11 protein-coding genes are annotated in these 17,275 nt (G+C 70.8%); 3 read left to right on the top strand and 8 right to left on the bottom strand.

From position 1 onward, the window contains the following. Positions 1 to 2 precede the first annotated feature (2 nt). Positions 3 to 779: an enoyl-CoA hydratase/isomerase family protein gene (locus BMG523DRAFT_RS18210; RefSeq protein ID WP_011438038.1), complete on the bottom strand. Its 777-nt coding sequence runs from the start codon at positions 777 to 779 to the stop codon at positions 3 to 5. Continuing rightward, positions 776 to 922 (bottom strand): hypothetical protein, encoded by a 147-nt coding sequence (locus BMG523DRAFT_RS25430; protein WP_157858550.1) that lies wholly within the window; start codon positions 920 to 922, stop codon positions 776 to 778. Before BMG523DRAFT_RS25430 ends, BMG523DRAFT_RS18210 begins: the two co-directional genes overlap by 4 nt. Before the next feature lie 262 nt (positions 923 to 1,184). Between BMG523DRAFT_RS25430 and acs the strand changes: the two genes are divergently transcribed. Together acs and glgP are read left to right on the top strand one after the other, a co-directional pair. After that, positions 1,185 to 3,188: an acetate--CoA ligase gene (acs, locus tag BMG523DRAFT_RS18205; RefSeq protein WP_011438039.1), complete on the top strand. Its 2,004-nt coding sequence runs from the start codon at positions 1,185 to 1,187 to the stop codon at positions 3,186 to 3,188. A 133-nt stretch (positions 3,189 to 3,321) separates the two neighbouring features. Beyond that, positions 3,322 to 5,880, top strand: coding sequence for an alpha-glucan family phosphorylase (gene glgP, locus BMG523DRAFT_RS18200; RefSeq protein ID WP_023841109.1), 2,559 nt, complete (start codon positions 3,322 to 3,324; stop codon positions 5,878 to 5,880). Here the strand turns inward: glgP and glgX are convergent. Next, a complete protein-coding gene (gene glgX, locus BMG523DRAFT_RS18195) occupies positions 5,877 to 8,231 on the bottom strand; it encodes a glycogen debranching protein GlgX (RefSeq protein ID WP_235463221.1) in 2,355 nt (784 codons plus the stop codon). The genes glgP and glgX overlap by 4 nt on opposite strands. 1,162 nt (positions 8,232 to 9,393) lie before the next feature. On the opposite strand from glgX, the gene BMG523DRAFT_RS18190 reads away from it, so the two are divergent. Next, complete coding sequence (locus tag BMG523DRAFT_RS18190) at positions 9,394 to 9,669, top strand: hypothetical protein (protein ID WP_023841106.1); 276 nt, start codon at positions 9,394 to 9,396, stop codon at positions 9,667 to 9,669. Between the two features lie 27 nt (positions 9,670 to 9,696). Here BMG523DRAFT_RS18190 and BMG523DRAFT_RS18185 read toward each other — a convergent pair whose 3' ends face one another. The 5 genes from BMG523DRAFT_RS18185 to BMG523DRAFT_RS18165 form a co-directional block, all read right to left on the bottom strand. After that, positions 9,697 to 10,545 (bottom strand): sucrose-6-phosphate hydrolase, encoded by an 849-nt coding sequence (locus BMG523DRAFT_RS18185; protein ID WP_035732864.1) that lies wholly within the window; start codon positions 10,543 to 10,545, stop codon positions 9,697 to 9,699. Between the two features lie 17 nt (positions 10,546 to 10,562). Continuing rightward, entirely contained in the window at positions 10,563 to 11,720 is a 1,158-nt protein-coding gene (locus BMG523DRAFT_RS18180) for a cysteine protease StiP family protein (protein ID WP_011438044.1), read from the bottom strand. Further along, positions 11,717 to 13,267, bottom strand: coding sequence for a phosphoribosyltransferase family protein (locus BMG523DRAFT_RS18175; protein ID WP_023841105.1), 1,551 nt, complete (start codon positions 13,265 to 13,267; stop codon positions 11,717 to 11,719). The genes BMG523DRAFT_RS18180 and BMG523DRAFT_RS18175 overlap by 4 nt, the downstream gene beginning before the upstream one ends. Further along, on the bottom strand, positions 13,264 to 14,472 hold the full coding sequence (locus BMG523DRAFT_RS18170; protein WP_023841104.1) for an HpcH/HpaI aldolase/citrate lyase family protein: 1,209 nt from the start codon (positions 14,470 to 14,472) through the stop codon (positions 13,264 to 13,266). Before BMG523DRAFT_RS18170 ends, BMG523DRAFT_RS18175 begins: the two co-directional genes overlap by 4 nt. A gap of 390 nt (positions 14,473 to 14,862) precedes the next feature. Beyond that, complete coding sequence (locus BMG523DRAFT_RS18165) at positions 14,863 to 16,632, bottom strand: glycoside hydrolase family 26 protein (protein ID WP_023841103.1); 1,770 nt, start codon at positions 16,630 to 16,632, stop codon at positions 14,863 to 14,865. Positions 16,633 to 17,275 lie beyond the last annotated feature (643 nt).

Here is a 17,275-nt window from a genome sequence, read left to right as displayed (position 1 = left end):
CGTCAGCGGCCGATGAAGTCGGCCTTGCCGGGCCCGCTCTCGAGGAAGGACTCCATTCCGATCCGCCGGTCCTCGGTGGCGAACAGCCCGGCGAACAGCGCCGCCTCCAGACGTAGCGCCTCGGCCAACGCGATCTCCGCGCCGTCGTCAACCGCCTGCTTCGCCGCCGCGAGCGCCATCGCCGGGCCGTTCGTGTACCGGCCCGCGATCCGCTTCGCCTGCACGTACACCTCACCCGCGGGAACGACGGCGTCGGCCAGACCGATCTCCGCTGCCTCGGCCGCCCGGACCTGCCGGCCGCTGAAGATGAGGTCCTTGGCGCGGGACGGGCCGATCAGGCGCGGCAGCCGCTGGGTGCCCCCCGCGCCGGGGATCACTCCGAGCAGGATCTCGGGCTGGCCGACCCGGGCGTCCTCGGCCAAGACCCGCACGTCCGCGCACAGGGCAAGCTCCAACCCGCCGCCCAGGGCATAGCCCGTCACCGCGGCGACCACGGGCTTCGGGATCCGGGCCACGACCTCGAAGGTGGAGTTCAGATCGCCCACCCAGGTGGATACCTCGGCGTAACCCATCGGCGCCATCTGCCGGATGTCGGCCCCGGCGGCGAACACCTTTTCCCCGCCATAGAGCACCACCGCGCGGACGTCCGACCGCCGGGTCGCCTCGACCGCGGCGGTCCGCAGCTCCGCGGCGACCGTGGAGTCCAGCGCGTTCATCGGCGGCCGGTCTAACCGGATGGTGCCGATCCCGCCGTCAACCTCGAGCCGCACCACACTCATCCGCGTTCCTCCCGCTTCAGGCCCTCGATGACCGGCGAGGCGTCCGGCGCCCCGGCGTTCCCCACCCCGTCCGACCCGCCGAGATCGTCGACGGTGCCGGCTTTGAGGATGGTTTCGATGTCGCTGTAGATGTCGGTCGCCACGATAGGCCGACACCCGCTGATCTTCATCAATCATCTCCAGATCGGGTTCGGGGATCGCTCGGTTCCACCCGGCGCACTAGCCCATAGCAGGAAATAGCGGACATTGCCAACGGTCGGCCGCCGGCCGGTCCCCTCTCACGCCCGGAACCTGCCGACCGCCGGAACCTGCCGCGCAACTCCTGAGAGTTGACGGGCCTTCGTGGTAGACCGGGGGGGCAGCGTGTGACCGTGCTGTTCGTCCCGAGCCGACCCAGGAGGAGCCGTGACCGACACAGGTGTCAGCGTCTCGACCGGTCTCGAGAACGTCGCCGATCTCGAGGCGACCCTGGAGAGTCTGCTGTCGGTGGAGCGTTTCGACCCATCGGCAGCCTTCACCCGGCGCCTGCCGATGGACGCCGACCGGGCCGCCGCCGAGGCGGACCCGAACGCGTTCTGGGCTCGCAAGGCCGAGGAGCTGCTGACCTGGCACACGCCGTTCACGCAGGTACTCGACGACTCGAACCCGCCCTTCTACACCTGGTTCGCGGACGGGATGCTGAACCTGTCGGAGAACTGCCTGGACCGGCACGTGGCGGCCGGGCGCGGCGAGCGGGTGGCCTTCCACTGGCACGGGGAGGAGGGGGAGCGGCGCACCGTCACCTATGCGGACCTGCTCGCCGACACCCAGCGGCTGGCGAACGGGCTGCGTTCGCTCGGCGTGCGCGCCGGCGACGTGGTCGGGATCTTCCTGCCGATGATTCCCGAGGTGGCCGTCGCGATGCTGGCCTGCGCCCGGATCGGCGCGGTCCACAACGTGGTCTTCGGCGGTTTCGCGCCGTCCGCGGTCCGGGAGCGGATGGAGGTCTCCGACGCCAAGGTGCTGATCACCGTGGACGGCGCGCGGCGCAAGGGACGGACGGCGCCGGTGAAGGCCGCCGTCGACGCGGAGCTCGGTGACCTCCCGGCGCTGGGGCACATTGTGGTCGTGTCCGGGCCGGGCGGTACCGGGGCGCCGATGACCGCGGGCCGGGACGTCTGGTACCACGAGCTGCTGGCCACGGCGGCGCCCGACTGCCCGCCGGAACCGCTGTCCGCGGAGCATCCCCTGTTCATCCTCTACAGCTCCGGGTCGACCGCGAAGCCGAAGGGGATCCTGCACACGACCGCGGGTTACCTGCTCGGCGCCACCTACACTCACCGGGCGGTCTTCGACATCGACCCGGACACCGACGTCTACTGGTGTTCCGCGGACGTCGGCTGGATCACTGGGCACTCCTACATCGTCTACGGCCCGCTATCGAACGGCGTGACCAGCGTGATGTACGAGGGGGCGCCGGACTACCCCGACTACGACATCTGGTGGCGGCTCATCGAGGAGTACAAGGTCACCGTGTTCTACACGGCGCCGACGGCGATCCGTACGTGCATCAAGTGGGGCGCGCGGTATCCCGGTCGGCACGACCTGTCCTCGCTGCGGGTACTCGGCACGGTCGGGGAACCGATCAACCCGAAGGCGTGGTTGTGGTACCACGTGGTCATCGGCGGTGGTCGCTGCCCGATCGTCGACACGTGGTGGCAGACCGAGACCGGCTCCGCGCTCATCTCGCCGCTGGCCGGCGTCACGTCGACCAAACCGGGTTCGGCGACCCTGCCGCTGCCCGGTATCAGCCCGGCGCTGCTCTCGGAGGACGGCGAGCCGGTCACTGAGGGCACCGGAATCCTGGTGATCACCAAGCCGTGGCCGTCCATGCTGCGCACCCTTTACAAGGACGACGAGCGATTCGTCAAGACGTACTTCTCCCGCTTCGGCCCGTCAACCTACGTCGTCGGCGACGCCGCACGCCTCGACGCCGACGGCTACTTCTGGATCATCGGGCGGATCGACGACGTCATCAACGTGTCCGGGCACCGGCTGTCCACCGCGGAGGTGGAGTCGGCGATCGTCGCCCATGAGGCCGTCGCCGAGGCGGCGGTGGTCGCACAGTACGACGAGCAGACCGGCCAGGCGATCGTCGCGTTCGTGACGCTCGCCGGTGACCGCTCGGGCGACGAGGCCACCGAGGCCGAGCTGCGCGAGCACGTGGCCAGGCGGATCGGCAAGCTCGCCCGGCCGCGGCGGATCATCTGGGCCGACGACCTGCCGAAGACCCGGTCCGGCAAGATCATGCGCCGGTTGCTGCGTGACATTGCCGAAGGCCGGGAACTCGGCGACGTCACGACCTTGCGCGACCCCGCGGTGATGGCCGCGCTCACGGCCAAGGTGGGCACCGCCCGAGACAACGAGTAAGGGCGGTTCCGGTCCCCGATTCCGGACAATTCTGGCTGTCATCGGGTCGACATGACAGTTGTTTCCCGGCCGGGACCAGCTGGCCGCACCCGGGTGTGTCGACGTCGCCGGCACTGTCTAGGCTCACGTCTTCGTGAGAGCCCTCCGACGGTTCACCGTCCGTGCGCAGCTCCCCGGGCAGCTTGCTCCACTGGGGGAACTAGTCCTGAATCTTCGCTGGTCCTGGCATCCCGAGACGCTGGACCTGTTCGAGTCTGTTGATCCGGAGCTCTGGCGGGCGACGAAGGGAGACCCGGTCCGCCTGCTCGGCGAGGTGGATCATAACCGGCTGCTCGCGCTGGCCGCCGACCGCCGGTTCGTGCGCCGACTCACCGACGTCGCGGACGACCTCCAGGAGTACCTGACGGCCGATCTGTGGTATCAGCAGCGGAAGGCCGAGGGCGCCCCGTCGGCGATCGCCTACTTCTCCCCGGAGTTCGGTATCACCGAGGTGCTGCCGCAGTACTCCGGCGGCCTCGGCATCCTCGCCGGGGACCATCTCAAGACCGCGAGCGACCTCGGCGTGCCGATCATCGGCGTCGGCCTGCTCTACCGGGCCGGGTACTTCGTGCAGTCGCTGTCCCGGGACGGCTGGCAGCAGGAACGGTACCCGGGCATCGATCCGCACGGGCTCCCCCTGACCCAGCTGACCGATACGGCGGGGATGCCGGTGAAGGTGGCCGTCGGGCTGCCCGAGGGTCGCACGCTGCACGCGCAGATCTGGAAGGCGCAGGTCGGACGGGTCCCGCTGCTGCTGCTCGACTCGGACGTCGAGGACAACCAGCCGGCCGAGCGGGGGGTGACCGACCGGCTCTACGGCGGCGGAACCGACCACCGGCTGCTCCAGGAGATGCTGCTGGGCATCGGGGGTGTCCGCGCGCTGCGCGCCTACGCCGCGGTGACCGGGACTCCGGAGCCCGAGGTGTACCACACCAACGAGGGGCACGCGGGCTTCCTCGGCCTGGAGCGGATCCGGGAACTCGTCGAGAACGGGCTCAGCTTCGACGAGGCGCTCCAGGCCGCCCGCGCCGGCACACTGTTCACCACCCACACCCCTGTCCCCGCCGGCATCGACCGGTTCCCTCGCAGCCTGGTCGCCCGCCATTTCGGCGGGGACAACGGCTGGCCCGGCGTGCCGGTCGAGCGGATCCTGCAGCTCGGGGTGGAGGCCGACCCCAACGTCTTCAACATGGCCCACATGGGCCTACGGCTCGCACAGCGTTCGAACGGCGTCAGCAAGCTGCACGGCATCGTCAGCCGGGAGATGTTCGCGGGGCTGTGGCCCGGCTTCGACACCGCCGAGGTCCCGATCGGCTCGGTGACCAACGGGGTGCACGCCCCGACCTGGGTGTCCCGGCCCATTATCGAGCTTGCTGACCGCGAGCCCGACCCGGGCCTGCTTTCCGACGACGCGGCCGGATTCGAGAAGATCTCCACGTTGCCCGACGAGGTCGTGTGGGCCGCCCGGCGGCAACTGCGGGAGCGCCTCGTCACCGAGGTCCGCCGCCGGCTGCGGGCCTCCTGGCTCGAGCGCGGCGCGGCACCCGGTGAGCTGGAGTGGGTGGAGTCGGTTTTCGACCCGGACATCCTCACGATCGGTTTCGCCCGGCGTGTGCCGTCCTACAAGCGGCTGACCCTCATGCTGCGGGACCGTGACCGGCTGCGCCGGCTGCTGCTGCACCCGCAGCGGCCGATCCAGATGGTCATCGCCGGCAAGGCGCACCCCGCCGACGACGGCGGCAAGCAACTCGTCCAGCAGATTGTCCAGTTCTCCGACGACCCGGCCGTGCGGTCGCGCATCGTCTTTCTCCCCGACTACGACATCGGGATGGCGCGCTTCCTGTACTCCGGATCGGACGTTTGGCTGAACAACCCGCTGCGTCCGCTGGAGGCGTGCGGCACGTCGGGGATGAAGGCCGCGCTGAACGGCTGCCTGAACCTGTCCATCCGGGACGGCTGGTGGGACGAGATGTTCGACGGCCAGAACGGCTGGGCGATCCCGACCGCGGACGGGGTCGAGGACCCCGACCGGCGCGACGACATCGAGTCCGCCGCCCTGTACGACCTGTTGGAGAACACTGTCGCCCCCCGCTTCTACGACTCGGAGCCCGGCGACGGCATCCCGCGGCGCTGGGCCGCGATGGTCAAGCACACCCTGTCGGCCCTCGGTCCTCAGGTCCTGGCCAGCCGCATGGTCCAGGAGTACGTCGAGCGCTACTACGTGCCGGCCGGTGTCTCGGCCCGGGCCGCCGCCGCCAACGGCTTCGCCGGAGCCCGGGACCTGGCCGCCTGGAAGAGCCGGGTGCATGCCGCGTGGCCCGGGGTCCGCGTGCTCAACGTCGACTCCGCTGGTCTCGGTGACACCCCTCAGGTGGGCCAGTCGCTGGTGGTGCGGGCCACGGTCGACCTCGGTGAGCTGGCACTCGGGGACATCGACGTCCTCGCCTCCTACGGCCGGATCGACCAGACCGACCGGATCCTGGATCCTTCGACGCTGTTCCTGCAGCCGGTTGGCGAAGGGGAGGGCGGTTACCGCTACGAGGGCACCATCCCGCTCGGGCGCACCGGACCCTTCGGTTACACGGTGCGGGTGCTGCCCCGGCACGCACTCACCGCGAGCATCGCCGAACTGGGCCTGGTCACCAATCCTTAGGGGTCCCCACACCGCGGGGAAGCCGCCGTGCCGGGGGGATGGGCTCGTAGGACGAGCACGCTGTGGCCCAGCACGGTCAGGGACTCGCCGCCGACGTAGCTGGTTCCCGGTACCGCGACGGTCGCCGGGAATCCGGCAAGATCGTCGTCGGCGGTATTGAGCAGCAGGTCGTGGCGGGCCGCCCAGGGAGCACCGGGCAGGGTGACGACGGTGTCGCCGCGATCCGGGTGGAACACGTACACCAGGCCAGCGCCGTGGGCCGGTAGATCGTGCGTTCCCCGCCCGCCGGCAGGATCCTCATCGACGGGGCTGCCGGCGACGGGGCTGCCGGCGACATGGGCCACGAGCGTCTCGACCTGCGGGGCGTTCCAGTCCGCCACCGACATCACCGCCCCGTCCGCACGGAACCAGGTGATGTCCGCGAGTCGCCCGGGTGCCGACTGGCCGCCGTGGAAGAACCGCCCGCGGCGCAGCACGGGTTCGGCGGAACGCAGTGCCGCCAACCCGCCCACCAGCCGACACAGCGCCGGGTCGGGGCCGGCCGGGTCGGGGTAGGCGTGGTCCGGCTCCGCGACGTCCTCCGGTCCGGTGACGCCTTCCGGTCCGGTGACGTCCTCCGGTCCCACGAGGTCGGTCGGCCAGTCGAGCCAGGACACCGCGTTGTCCTGGCAGTAGGCGTTGTTGTTGCCGCCCTGCGAGCGACCGAACTCGTCGCCGGCGAGCAGCATCGGGACGCCCGTGGACAGCAGCAGCGTCGTGATCAGTCCCCGGCGCACCCGGCGGCGGATGGCCAGGATCGCCGGGTCGTCGGTCGCACCCTCCATCCCGTGGTTCGCCGAGCGGTTGTCCGCCTCGCCGTCCCGGTTGCCCTCGCCGTTGTCCTCGTTGTGCTTCTCGTTGTAGGAGACCAGATCGGCCAGGGGAAAGCCGTCGTGGGCGGTGACGAAGTTGATCGATGCCCAGGGGCGTCGGCCGCCGTGCTCGAACAGGTCCGACGAGCCGGACACCCGATAGCCCAGATCGGCGACGCCGCTGGTGTACCTGTTCCACACGTCGCGCACGGTGTCACGGAACCGCCCGTTCCACTCCGCCCAGGGTGCCGGGAACCCCCCCACCTGGTATCCGCCCCAGCCGACGTCCCACGGCTCGGCGATCAGCTTCACCGTGGCGAGGATCGGGTCGGCGTGGATGGCGGTCAGCAGGCTTGCCGCGGGGTCGAAGGCGTCGGGATTGCGGGCGAGCGCGGTGGCGAGATCGAACCGGAACCCGTCGACGCCCATCTCCGTCACCCAGTACCGCAGCGAGTCGCAGATCAGCCGCACGACGTGCGGTGAGGACGTGTTGAGGGTGTTGCCGCAGCCGGTCACGTCACGGTAGCGCCGGGGATCCATCGGCTCTACCCGGTAATAGGTCGTGTTGTCCAGACCACGCAGGGACAGCGTCGGGCCCCGCTCGCTGCCCTCGGCGCTGTGGTTGTAGACGACGTCGAGTATCACCTCAATGCCGACGGCGTGCAGGGCTGCGACCATCGCCTGGAATTCGCCGATCGGATCGTCAGTGGCCGCGTACCCGGCATGAGGGGCGAAGAAGGCCAGGGTGTTGTAAGCCCAGTAGTTGATTTTTCCGCGCTCGAGCAGGGCCGGTTCGGAGACCGAGGTGTGCACCGGCAGCAGTTCGATCGCGGTGACGCCGAGCCGGCGCAGGTGCGCCAGGACGCTCGGGTGGCCGAGCCCGGCGTATGTCCCGCGTAACCGTGGCGGCAGGTCCGGGTGACGTTTCGTGAGCCCGCGTACGTGCGCCTCGTAGATGATCGTGTCCGACCAGGGGATGGTGGGCCGGTTGTCCGCCGGGTGTACGCCGTGACCCGTCAAACCGCCACTCCCGGATCCGGGGTCCCCGATCCCGGGGTCCCCGAATCCGGACTCCCTGGTCCCGGCGGAGCCCCGCTGCGCCCGCCCGGGCCCGGTCACGACGCAGCGGGGCACGAAAGGTGCGGAGTCCCGCGGGTCCGGTTCGAAGCCGTAGGGGTCGCCGCCACCGAACCCGTAGATCGCCGGGTCCGTGCGCAGCGTCCCGGCTACCGATCGGGTGTAGGGGTCGACCAGCAGCTTCGCCGGGTTGTACCGCTGGCCCCGCTCCGGGTCATAGGGACCGTGTGCCCGCAGGCCGTAACGCTGACCGGGGCGGACGCCAGCCAGATAGCCGTGCCACACCCCGCCGTCACGCTCCGGAAGTCGATGGCGTGTCTCGCGGCCATCGGCATCGAACAGGCAGAAGTCGACCGCCTCGGCCCCGGGGGCGACGACGGCGATGTTCACCCCGGACCCGTCCCAGGTCACGCCCAGTGGCACCGCGCACCCCGGCGCGAGCCCGGAGGCGGTCGGCGCCGGTACGCCCGGGGATGCCGCTATGTCCGGTGAGACGGTGGTCTTCACGGTGTCGGACACCTTGGCGACGCTAACCGATCCCCTTCTCCGGAGCACGGGAAACACGGTGGCCGTGGAACAGGCCGGGGATGACGTCAAAAGAAGGGGGACGGCTGCGCGGACGGGGACGGCTGCTAGGGCGCAGGGGTGGCGTGGACCCCCCCTACGTCCGGCCTCGACTGGCCGCGTACAAGGCTGTGGCCCACGTCGCACTCAACCAGGCAGATGAAGCCCGGTCAGCCCTGACGTGAAGCCCGGTCAGCCCTGACGGTGATGCAAACGAGCCGGACAACCCTGCCGCCCTATCCCGCCGCCGCGGCCTGGGAGGAGAGCGAGGAACTGATCTGGGCGGCTATGGCCCTGGCTGAACTTGGCGATTCCTCCGAAGTTCAGCCTCGCGTCACCGAAGCCCTGTCGGGCCTACCGACTCTCTCTCACCAGGCTCGCGCGAATGCCCTGTTCGCGGGGGCGCACGCCCAAGTAGACGATCCGGCGGCAGCGGCAGCGGGAGGACTCGCCGCGCTCGACGCGAACGCGGCGTGGCCATCCGCATCGGTCGTCGGCAGGGTGCGTCGGCTATCTGTGGCACTTCCGTCCGGGCCGGGCGCGCCTGCCGAGGTAGTCAAGTTGCGCCGAGCTCTCAGCACCGCACCCCCGCACGTTGCGGATAACGCCGCCGTCTGACCTTCCCGAGCCTGGTGTGCTACGCCGGACGCACGGTTACAGTTCCGGCGGTCCTGGTACCGACGTGGGTGTTCCGCCGCTACCGTTGATGCGGGTAGGGATCGATGGGAGACGGAGAGCAACAGGAGGCGGCGTGGTGCAAAGACCTAAGCACCGGGATAAACGGGGTAACACGTCCGGCGGATCAAGCACCGGGCGTTCCGGGACGAAGCGCGGCGGGACAAAAAACACCGCCGACCCGGACGACATGGTCAACCAAGGCCCACTCACCTGCCCGACGTGCGGCGGCTCCGGGCGGGCCGGCCGCCCGACCGCTGAACTCGACGCGGACGGCATGTTCGACGGTCAAGGTAAGGACAAGTGCACCAGCTGCGACGGCACCGGGAAGCAGAAAAGGTGAGTGATGAGCCGTGATGAGCCGTCAGCCCAGGACAACACCCCCGAGGGGCCAGACGTGATCATTCTGGAGTGTCCGAAGTGCCGGCGCGCCCAGGCACAGGCCCGCGCGAACGCCCGGAAGGGCAATCGGGACCGGGACGGCCTCCCGAATCTCAACCTCCAGGCGGTCCCTGACCGCTGCCCCCACTACCGGGACGTCTGGACGCCTGGGATGGGCCCCGGTTCCGATCCGCTGCCGCCGCCGGGCACGCCGGAGGAGCGCCGCCAAGGCCCGGTCTGACCGGGCCCGGAAGTCGCGCGAGGAGGTTCAGCGACTCCCGGCGGCGATCTCGGCCCGGACCCGCGCGACGAACGCCGCCAGCACCTGTTCGCCCGCGAGCACCCCGGCCGCGGCGGTGACGGTGACATTCGGGCCCGACCAGCCCAGCTCGTGCAGCTCACCGTGGGCCGGACGGATGGCGTGGTCGGCCGCCGCGAGCATCGGGACGTCGAGCACAGAGTCCCCCGCGGCCAGCAGCCGGGCGGTACCGGCACGGCGGGCGACCTCGACCACCGCGCGCTGCTTGGTCAGGACCGATGGGACGAAGTACACCTTCCGCCCCTGCACCGACATCGCCCAGCCCGCGGCCCGCGCCGTCTCGGCCTCCCCGGTCAGGTCGGGAATGCCAGCGCGGTCGTGGGCGACGAGGTAGACGAACAACCCGTCGGCGACCCGCACGAGCCGGGCCCAGCCGCCGGCGGCGGACCGCTCGGCGAGCGCCACCATCTCCGCCAGGGGGGCGCAGGCGGCGGCGGCCTCGGCAGCCACGTCCGCCGCCCAGGCCGGATCGGGAACCCCGTCGACCAGCAGGTGCCCGCCGTTGGCCGCGATCGCGTAGCGCGGCCGGACCCCGAGCTCGACCCGCGCGTACTGGGCGAGGGTGCGGGTGGTGACCGGGACGAGGACGGCGAGGTCGTGCAACTCGGCGAGCAGGGCCAGCGACCGCGCCGTCGCGAACGAGATCGGCGCTCCGTCGAGGCGTTCGACCTCGACGAGCTCCGGTGCGGGCCGGTCGTCGGCCAGCAGCAGCGAGTGCCGGGAAAAGATCAGCGTCTTGTCCAGGTCGCAGGCCAGCAGATGACGCGGCCCGGACGCGGCGGACGGACCGGCCGTCACGGGGGACGAGTCGGCCGTCACAGGACGTCCGGGCGCCAGCGCGCGTTCGGGGTGTGGAAGACCGGTGCCGCGCCGACCGGGCGGACCAGCCCCACACAGGAGAATGGCAGGTCCGCCAGCTCCTGGACCTCGACGTCGCGGTCGGCGGCCAGGGCCAGCACGTGCGTCAGCTCGTCGAGCCGGTCGGGGGCGACGAGGATGCGCCAGGGCACCCGGCGCAGCAGGACCCGGGTCGTCTCCCCCACCCCCGGCTTCACCATGACCACGTCGGGGATGTCGAACGCGGCCGCGATGCGCTCCACCGCCGCCCAGCCCGCCCAGGTCGGACTGCGGTCGGCGGCCCACAGCCGCGGCCAGGTCTCGGCGACCTCGTCGGCCACCTCGGGGAAGTGGGCCGCCACCGTCTCGACGAAGTGCCGGGACAGATCGTGCGCCGCGAGTTCGGCGTAGTACTTCGCACCGTGGAAGTCATCAGGACCGATGTGCTCGGCGTTGAGGACGGTCCGGCTGACCAGCCCGCTCACCGTCGAGTTCAAGCAGGCGCTCGGGATGAGGAAGTCGTCGCGGGTCCCGTAGAGCGGCACGCACCGAGCCGGGTCGGCCAGCACGGCGAGGGTGTCGTCCAGCCCGAGCCGGGCCACCGCGTCGGTCAGCACCCGGGTCATCACCCCCTTGCCGGTCCAGCCGTCGACGAACTGGATCACCTTCCGGTCGTGCCGGGAGGTGAGGTAGCGGATCGCGTTCAGGTCCACGCCGCGATCCTTGATCACCGAGATCGCGTAGTGCGGGGTGTCGAGCCCGTGGCGCCAGCCGTACCAGCGCCGCATCAGGATCCCCACCGGGGTACCGGCCCGGGCGATCGAGGCCAGGACCGGCTCGGGCTTGGTGACCCGTACGAGCTCCGCCACGAGGCCGGTGGCGAGCGCGACCCGGCGGGCCGACCGGTCCAGCGCCCGGTGGTAGAGCTCCAGGTAACCGGCGTCGGGTTGGTACTCGACCGGCAGGTCCTCGGAGTAGTGCCGGCCGGCCTGCATGGCCTCCTCACGGTCCTCGGTGGGCCGCTCCAGGGCGACCGCGCTGAGGTCGGTCAGCAGGAAGGTCACGTCCGCCGGATCGTATGAACCCGAGCCGACGGTGCCGGTGAGCGCGGGATCCACCGCGCCGATCCCGCTCACCGGGCATCCCCGGGCGCACCGGTGAGCGGTCCGGCGGCGGGCGGCGCACCGGTCGGTCGAGGGGACGGCCGGTAGGAGGGCTGGTAGGAGGGCAGTGTCAGCACCGTGACCGGAGCGCATCGGCGTAGCTGAGTAAGCATGCCGTGGAGGCCGGTATCCGCACGGGGAGAGCTCCGGTCCGCCCCCGGGGCGACGTCCGGGACAGAGTCGACGACCCGGACAGAGTCGACGACCACCACGATGTCGTCGTACATCCCGGGCCGGACGTTGTAGACGTGGCTGGCCCGGCCCGGGTCGTCCGGCGCGGGAAAGGTGAGGGCGGCGCGGATGGCGTAGCCGTCGACGTCGACGGGGTGGACCGGCGAACGCGTCGTGGACTGGTAGCGGATCTCACCCGGACTCGTCCGGGCCAGCGCGTCCGCTATCCGCATCGGCGTGTACATCAGTTCCTCCGTCCCGAGCACGAGCGTGCGACCCGCGGGCCGGGTCAGCGCGGCCAGTACCGTCGCGGCGACCGGCGGCACGACCTCGTCGAGGCGGTGGCGGTCGGTCGGCGACCAGCGATGACGGCCACCGTCAGGCAGGTCGGACGGCCAGTCGGCCACCAGCCGGCGGACCGGGTGGGCCACCAGCGCCCCCGTCGCCCGCGCCGCGTCCCGACCGCCCGCGCCCCCGGCGAACCGGGCGCGGATCCGCGCGGCCCGGTCCGCGATCTCGGCCGGCACGGTGACGGTGGCCGTGAGCGGGGCGACGACATCCAGCCGGACCCCGAGCTCGCCGGCGAGATCGGCGAACGCGGCCCGGGCCGCGGGCGGACGGGCGTCGAGCAGCGTGGCAACCACGTAGTGCTCGCGCGGGGCGTGGGCCTGCAGGATCCGGATCGTGCCGAGGGCGGTACGCCCGGTCGACAGCTCGTCGTCGACGAGCACGATCGGCGCGCCGCACCGCAGGATCTCGCGGTCCTCGGGCATCAGCCAGTGGTGGGTCGCGTGGGAATGGGACTCCACGAACTCGAGGATCGGCGTGACACCGGGCAGCGGCCGCCGGGTGGTGTGCAGGTAGTGGCTCGCCGGGAGACCGTCGGCGACCGCGTGCCCCAAGGCCGTCGCGGTCTCGCAGTAACCGATCACGATCGGGCCGGTCCGCGGGCCCCCGGGCTGCTCGGCCGACGAACCCTGCACCGGCGGGTCCGCAACCCGCGGGTCCGCAACCCGCTTTCCGGCCTCCTCGAAGCCGGGCAGTGCCCGGACCAGCGCGGCAACCCCGGCCCCGGCCGCGAGCGCCTCGGCCGGTGCCACCGGCAGATGCTTGCCGAGCACCCGGCTGACCAACAGGTGCGCCCGGCGTGGGTTGCGGCGCAGGGCGAGTCCCACCAGGGCGTGCAACCCCTGGCCCGCCACGTCCGCGGTGACCTGGACATCAAGGCCCAGCTCGGTCCACAGCCACATCCCCGCGGGGGCGGCCGCTGGGCCGCGGGCGGGCGCGGGCGCGGGCGGGTGAGGGATGGGCGCGCCGGTGGGGGCGTCCGTCCCCGCCGTCGCCGTCATCGGGCATTCCACTGGTCGAAACGACCGTGCGTCGCCGCCAGCACCTCGACGAAGGTGTCGCCCTCGCGCAGGACACCGAACGCGCGCGCCCGGCGGATCACCACCTCGGCCCAGGCCCGGTGCGGACGCAGCTCGTTCATCTTGTTCGCGTAGCTGCTCGGCCGTACCCCGCCGGCATCCCCGTCAAGGACGGTCTCGGCATCGGTGTACTCCTCCTGGGTGACGACGTGCAGCGCGTGCACGGCGGGCACGTGGCTGGGGTGGATCACCGTCTTGCCGATCAGGCCGTTGGCCTTGTCCAGAACAACCTCCCGGATCAGCCGGTCGAGGTCCGCGGAGACCAGTTCGCTGCGCATCCGGATCGCTTCCTCCCCGCCGTCGACGCGGTCCGCCTGCGCGAACGGGGTCACCCGCAGCGAGCTGACGAAGAGCCGTTCCGGCTGGGCGAAGTACTCCCACACCGGTCCGGTCACGACGTGGTCACCGCCCCGCGCGCAGATGTTCACGATGTCGGCGATGCAGTCCCGGACGACGGCGATGTCGTAGATCGTCAGGTCGCGGTCACGGCGCAGCCCGAACAGCCCGCACAGGTCCGTCGCACCGAGCCGGATCGCCAGCACCTGGTCGGCGTGCTTGTCGACCAGCCGCCGGACCGCCGACAACGCCTCCACCCGGGTCTCCCGGTTGATGACCTGCGGGCTCTCCAGCACCGGCATAGTCCACAGCGGACGACCAACCGTCTCGGAGGCCCGCAGCACCGCCTCCATCGCCGCCTCGCCACCCTCCTCGGCGAACTTGGGCAGCACGAACCCGGCGAGACACCCGACTCCGGCCGGCCCGAGCCGGTCGACAAGATCCGGGATCTGCCCGACCGCGCGGACCCGGACGAACAGCAGCGGCATCGCGCCCGCGGCCCAGGGGGGCTCCGCCGCGAGCGCGCGCAACGCGGCGACGACGTTGGCCTCGGCTGCGGCCACCTCGGTGTCGGCGATGGAGTCCTCCAGACAGAGAACCATCGAGGTCACCCCCGCCGCGGTCTGTCTGCACACGTCCGATGCCAACCGGGGGCGCGTCCCCGGGGCGTAGAGGGTCGCGCCGAGCGCGGTGGCCAGCAGATGACGATCATCATTCACGGTGATGTCCTCCGGCGGCCGGAGGAACAGCGCGTCAACCGTCTCGGGGCCTAGAAAGGCGAAGTGGCGCAAGCAGCGTTCTCCTCGTCGAAGGCAGGGGCGTCGTTCGACGAGCATCCCGAAACGGTGCGCGCCGACCGAAGCCGGCAAGATCGTGAAACGTTGCCTCTCGGTGACGGTACCTGGCGAAAGGCATCCGACGACAGCCCGCGGGAACTGACAGCCAGCCGACACACGGCGGCCATCTCGGCGCCATCTACGGGGCGCCGATCTGCGGCGCAGCGTCCGCGAGCGGCCAGCCACCAGCCGGCAGCGGGCGGCAGCGGGCGGCGCCCGCCGGCCTGATCGGGAACGGGTGGTCCGGGAACGGATGACCCGGGAACGGGTGGTGGGCCGCGGAAGGCTGTGTCGCCCGCGGCCCACCACTCCCGGCCGACCCTCGATCGACCCCCACTAATGCGACTAACTGGCGCCGGATCCGAAGAGCTTCTTGTACATGGCGGCCGCCTTCGGGTTCTGACCGCCGTTCGTGATGGTCGAGCAGACGTTTCCGGGAGTGGGGTCGCTGAAGTAGGCGTCGTATCCCATCACGTCGCTGGCCGCCTTGAAGGTGTCGAACATCTTCTGGATGTAGAAGGGATTGTCGCCACCGCCGTCACCGCTGCAGGAGGCCACCCCCCATTCCCCGACGCCGACCTTCTTCCCGTGTTCCCGGGCGAACCTGATCACGTAGCACAGGCCGTTGACGTCCTCGCACTGCTTGTTCCACGTCGCCTCGTCCTTCGACGGGGGGAAGTGGTCGTAGGCGTCGATGCCGACATAGTCCACGTACTCGTCGCCGGGGTAGGCGCCCCAGGGACTGTTGCCGCTGGGTACCGGGGAGGCGTGCGCGTTGAAGGTCCAGTCGATCTTGACTTCGGAGTCGGTGGACCGGATGGCGGTCGCGATTTTCCGGAAACAGTCCCGGAACACCGTCGGGTCGGCGTCCGTATGCCAGTACATGAACGTTCCGTTGAACTCCCAGCCGATCCGGATGATGGAGTCCGCCCGGCCGTGCGCCACGAGGAAGCTGCCGAGCTTCTTCCATTCGGAGTCGTACTCGCCTCGGGCACAGGCGGCGTTGTCGCCCTGGCCCTTGGGGAATGTCGGCTGGCTGATCAGCAGCTTGCCCTGGAAACCCTTGAAGAGATCCACCGGCCAGGCCGGCTCCACCAGCCCGCCCCAACCCTGGTCGCGGCTCGTGTAGACGTGGACGATGTCGTTCGGCCGGCCGCGCCAGTCACCGAACTCGACGAGCTGCGCGAGCTGATGCGACTGGAACCCCGACAGCCACGGCAGGCCCGACCTCGTCCCACCGGCGCCGGTGCCCGTCGATCCCGTACCGGGGGTCGGTCTCGACCCGGACGGGGTCGCGGTCGGCGTTGCGGTCGGCGTTGCGGTTCTCCTGGTGGGGGCGGTCGAGCTGGCGCTCGCGGACGGCGCGGGGGACGGCGACGCGGACGCCGAACCGGCGGCGGACGGGGACGGCGCGGGCGAGACGGCCGGGCTCGGCGAGGTGCCCGCGGACGTGTCCTGCTGCCTGGGAGACGGCGATGTCGAGGGCGCCGTCTTCACCACCGGTTCATCGGGAAGAGCCGGAGCGGCCTGGAACGCCCGGGCGGCCGCCTCCGGTCCGGTCACATCAAGAGCGTCGGTCGCCGTGGCCGTGCCCTGGGTGGCCTTGACGTTGACGGTTCCCGCGAAGTCCGCCGGCACCCGGAAGCCGAGGATGAAACGGCCGTCGGCGTCCGCCCGGGTGAGCGCGCTGCCGCCCAGCTTGGCCGTCTCCGCCACGACGGTGACATCATCACCCGCGGTAAAACTGCGGCCACCGACGAGCACGATGTCCTGGTCGAAAAGGACGAGGGTGATCCGGCTGCGCGCCTGCGGGCTCAGCGTGGTGAGTGGAACGCCCTGCGCGCGGCCACTGCCCGCGTCGCCCCCCGCCCGGCTGGATCCGCTCGTCGCGGATGGCGACACGGCCGGAGTCGGCGACGGTGACTTTCCCGCGGCGCGGGCCAGCGGGGTGACCGCCTGGAGGAGACCCACCACGAACACGGCTATCAGGCCGATCCGGGCTCCGGTCCGGACCCGGCGCTGGGTGTGGATCCGGCCGCTGCGGGGTCGTCGATGGGCTGAGGGAATCGGCTGGCCGACCGGAGGGGCGGGTCGGCCGCGGATGATCGAGGCCATGCTCGCGCGCTGCCTTTCGGTGTTGGCGTGACATGCTCCCGTCGGATCACCCGGCGCGCGACGGCGGAGCATGGCCGGACCACGACCCACGATGGGGCGTCCCCTCCGAGCGGACCGCTCGCACGGCAACCGCTCAGCGCTCCACCGGACTCGACCCGTGCCTCACCAGGCGAGTCGACCGGGCACCGTCAGGTGCCCGTCCGTGAACCCAACCGTCTCCGACCTCGCAGCCGGAACGATTCGACAGGTGCTCCACCCAGGTAACCGATACACACCTGGGCGGTACTGGGACTAGGAGTGATGAGGCCAATCGTAAACGGCGCATCCCAGCCAAGGAACAGCACCCTCATGAATACTTTCCGTAGTAGCGCATATGTTGTAGATCTGGTGCCACAAAACCCGAGGTAACCGCCATAAATCAACGGAAGAACAAGAGTAAGTATTCGGCGATGGCGTGGAGGGGCTGGTTCCGCCGTGTGGCGGTGTCGTGGCTGTGGCGGGAGTCGGGCGGAGTGTCCGCGGGNTGCTGGTGGGGGGTTGTGGGCTCTTCGTGATACGTCGGGTGTAGTTCCTGATACCGAGGACGCTGGTGATGTGTCCTGGGTGGTGTGTCTGTTCTGTCTGTCACCGATGATGTCACCGA

This window comes from Frankia sp. BMG5.23 (assembly GCF_000685765.2).
Taxonomy (GTDB): domain Bacteria; phylum Actinomycetota; class Actinomycetes; order Frankiales; family Frankiaceae; genus Frankia; species Frankia casuarinae.
This window is presented reverse-complemented; position numbering and strand designations above follow the sequence as displayed.

Excerpts from the sequence above, each read along its gene's own strand:
- BMG523DRAFT_RS18210 (WP_011438038.1), bottom strand. The coding sequence starts at position 779 with ATGAGTGTGGTGCGGCTCGAGGTTGACGGCGGGATCGGCACCATCCGG.
- BMG523DRAFT_RS18190 (WP_023841106.1), top strand. The coding sequence starts at position 9,394 with ATGAGCCGTGATGAGCCGTCAGCCCAGGACAACACCCCCGAGGGGCCA.
- BMG523DRAFT_RS18175 (WP_023841105.1), bottom strand. The coding sequence starts at position 13,267 with ATGACGGCGACGGCGGGGACGGACGCCCCCACCGGCGCGCCCATCCCT.
- BMG523DRAFT_RS18165 (WP_023841103.1), bottom strand. The coding sequence starts at position 16,632 with ATGGCCTCGATCATCCGCGGCCGACCCGCCCCTCCGGTCGGCCAGCCG.